General features: G+C 61.0%; 2 protein-coding genes. One reads left to right on the plus strand and one right to left on the minus strand.

Features of this window, described 5'->3' with window-relative positions:
- Nucleotides 1–182 precede the first annotated feature (182 nt).
- Nucleotides 183–2498: a TonB-dependent receptor gene (locus tag ACP5E6_RS00005; RefSeq protein WP_427949938.1), complete on the minus strand. Its 2316-nt coding sequence runs from the start codon at nt 2496–2498 to the stop codon at nt 183–185.
- Nucleotides 2499–2757: 259 nt separating this feature from the next.
- Here ACP5E6_RS00005 and hisG point away from each other — a divergent pair.
- Nucleotides 2758–3475 (plus strand): ATP phosphoribosyltransferase (gene hisG / locus ACP5E6_RS00010; protein ID WP_427949941.1); only part of this gene is annotated, 718 nt, incomplete at its 3' end.

A 3475-nucleotide genomic window follows, 5' to 3' on the forward strand; every position in this document is an offset into this window, starting at 1 on the left:
TTTTGAAAAAAAGGAGCAAAAAACTTTTTTGAGTCTGGTGCGCGGTGGTGGGGATGGTGGGGGCTTACGGTGGTCTCTTTCAGAGCGATATGCGATTAAGTTGACGCGACAGCGGCAACATAATCGCATGAAATCGCTCGAAAAAATAAAGATCTAGAGCGTTACGCTGAAAGCATAACGCTCTAGAATTTCACGGTCACCGTGCCATAGAAGGCGCGCGGCGCGCCGGGATTGGCGATGGCGTAGCCGCCGGTCGGTGTGTTGAAGTAACCGCCCGCCGAGATGTATTCGGTCGCGTTGTACTGCCGCCCCAGAAGATTGGTCGCGTAGAAACTCACATCGACCTCGCCAAGCCGCGGAACGAGGCGGTTGAAATACGGCGTCTTCACCGTGATCGAGGCGTTCAGCAGATTATACGGCACGATGGCGGTATGGGTCGGCGCGCCGATCGCGTTATTGAACAGATAGCGCTTGCCGACATACTGGTCCCATAGATTTGTCGTCACCAGGTTCGAGCCGATAAACTGGCGATAGCGCACCCCGATATTGGCGGTATCGCGCGGCGACGCCGGGTCGGGCAGATTGTGATAGACGGCGCCGGAATTGGAGGTGTAGGTGATGTAGCGCGCATCGAGATAGCCGAGATTGGCGAACGCCATCCAGTTGAAATCGAACCGCGCGCGCAGACTGGCGTTCACCCCCTGCAATTTGCCGGAGCCGAAGCCGAATGTGGTCTGGGTCGGGTTGTTCGGATTGACGATCGGCACGGTTTCGTCTTCCAGATCGTCACGGAAATAATTGATGTCGGCCGAGGCCTCCTGCATCCCGAACAGACCTTTGCGATCCATCCGCACGCCGATCTCCTCATCGGTGCTCTTCACCGGCTTCAGCGCGGGCAGATTGGTCTGGTTGTTGGCGAAATTGCCCGCGGTCGGATTCTGATACGTCACCGCAAAATTGCCATACAGCGTCGCCCAGGGCAGCACATCATCACTCGCCCCGATCGAGGGCTGCACCCGGTTGAAATCCTTGCTCACGTTGGGATAGGTGTTGAACGACGCCCCCGGCAGATTGACCGCCGCCTGGGGGGCCAGATTGTCATAGCCGGTATCATCATTGACGATCTGCACCCCCGGCACGATCCGCAGCCCGACTACAGGTTCAATCCGGTCCTGCGCGAACCCGGCGATATACAGGTTGTTATAGACATCGCGCGTGATCGATGCCGGGAGCTGACGCGTCGTGCCAAGGGCGGTATTGTAGCCGTCGTAGATGTCATGCGTATGCGCATTGATGATATAGGCACCATAACTCAGTTTATTGTATTTGAGATCCGTATCGAAATACAATTTGTCGCCGATCGTGTCCGAGAACGGCGCGTAATATTCGGTATCCTGCGCGCTGGCGCCGAGGAATCCCGCATTGATCCGGTAATGGATGATGTCGCCATGGCGATACCAGAACAGATCATGCAAGCTCGTGTTGTCGGTGATCTGTTTGGTGAGTTTGGCGTAGCCGATATAGTCGATGATCTGGTTTTCCTTGAACCAGACATTATTCGGCAGATCCGAATAGAAGCCGGAGGTTTTCTGGCTGTAGAGCGGCGCGTTGGCATCGAGGCCGGCCAGCGTGATGCCGGGCTGCGGGTCGACCGGAATCTGGTTCGGCCGGAACTCGCGATTATGAATATAGTACCCGCCCAGGCTGATATGCCCGCCGTTGAATGTCTTGGTGATCTTGAAATAGACCTGATCGTTGCGGGCCGGCCAGTCGTACGGACCCTGGCGGAACGTATGGTTGAACGCATGGTTCAGCCCGATCACGCCCTCCCAGCCATCGTGCAGACCGGTCTGCGCCACCGCGCTGTAAACCTGGCTGTCGAAACTGCCGTAACTCGCCGAAACCGTCGCCCCGGCCCGCGCGCTCGGCTGCACCGGGATGAAATTCACCGTGCCGCCGAGGCTGTCGTACCAGCGGTCCTGCGGGTTGCCGGGGCCGTAGATGACATTCACCCCGGCGAGCAGCGCGCCGAACGGGATTTGCACCGAGTGAAACCCGGTGCCCTGGATCAGGCTGTTCAGGGGCACGCCGTCGAACAGATTGGTGATGCCGTTGGTTTCGATGTCGCCGGGGACCGAATTGAACCCGACCTTGACGCCCCGGATCGAAATGGTCGACCGCGCCGTGCCGGCGTTCGAGGCATAACCCGAAATCACCACCCCCGGCAGGGTTGCGATCGCCTGCGTGCCGGACGCGATCGGCGCCAGCAGATCGATCGTGCGCTTGTTCACCACCGACACCGATTGCGCCTGGTGCTTGATGGCTTTGCGGGTCAGAACCTGGCTGGCGAAACCGCCGGGCGGCGCGCTTGTGCCGGTGGCGGATACCGTGCCGGCGTTGACCGCCTGCGCCGCGGCTTGCATCGGGATCGCGTTGATCAGCGCGGGCAGGCCGATCGCGCTGGAGACGAGCAGCCGCACGCCGCGCGCGCCGCGCATGGTTCGCTCGTCAGTGGTTCGCTCGTGGCGATTTTTGACACCGTGTGTTTTTCCTTGGTGATTTTTGCCCTGGTGATGGTCGCGCATGATCAGCCCTCCCGCGTGCGGATGTTACCGAAGGGTAACTGCCGGTTTGATGAGGCCGGGGATTAACGGATTCGTTACCGGTCATGTGTGAAGCTTCGGCGATGGTTTTGGGTCGGTTCGATGAAACCGGCGCTGATTGGCACCTTGCGGCGGCGATGCTAAAGCGCGGCGCATGACCGCTGTGACAATGTCCCGTCCCGCCGCCGATGCGATCGGTGGCACGCTCGTGCTGGCGCTGCCGAAGGGCCGCATTCTGGCTGAATGCGCGCCGTTGCTCGCGCGCGCCGGTCTTGTGCCCGAAGCCGATTATACCGATGAGAACAGCCGGCGGCTGCGGTTTCAGACCAACGCGCCTGATCTCGACATCATCCGGGTGCGCAGTTTCGACGTGGCGACGTTTGTCGCGTTCGGCGGCGCCGATCTGGGGATTTGCGGCGGCGATGTGCTCGGCGAGTTCGATTATCCGGAGATCTATGCGCCGCTCGACCTTGGAATCGGGGCGTGCCGCATCGCGGTCGCGGAGCCGGCCGATGAGGCCGGGACCACCGATTTCAGCCGGCTCTCACGCGTGCGGGTGGCGAGCAAATATCCCAATACGACGCGGCGGCATTTCGCGGCGCGCGGCGTTCAGGCGGAGATCGTGGCGCTCAACGGGGCGATGGAGCTGGCGCCGGGGCTCGGTTTGTCGCGGTTGATCGTTGATCTGGTGCAGACCGGTTCGACCCTGGCGGCGAACGGGTTGGTCGAGACCGAGGTGATCGCGCATGTGACGTCGCGCCTGATCGTCAATCGCACCGCGCTGAAGACGCGGCCGGAGGCGATCGCGTTCTGGATCGCGCGGTTTCGCGCGGCGCTGGAGGCCGGACGGGCGTTGGCGCCAGAGATGGCGC

The organism is Acidiphilium sp., from assembly GCF_049977125.1.
Taxonomy (GTDB): domain Bacteria; phylum Pseudomonadota; class Alphaproteobacteria; order Acetobacterales; family Acetobacteraceae; genus Acidiphilium.

Excerpts from the sequence above, each read along its gene's own strand:
- ACP5E6_RS00005 (WP_427949938.1), bottom strand. The coding sequence starts at position 2,498 with ATGCGCGGCGCGCGCGGCGTGCGGCTGCTCGTCTCCAGCGCGATCGGC.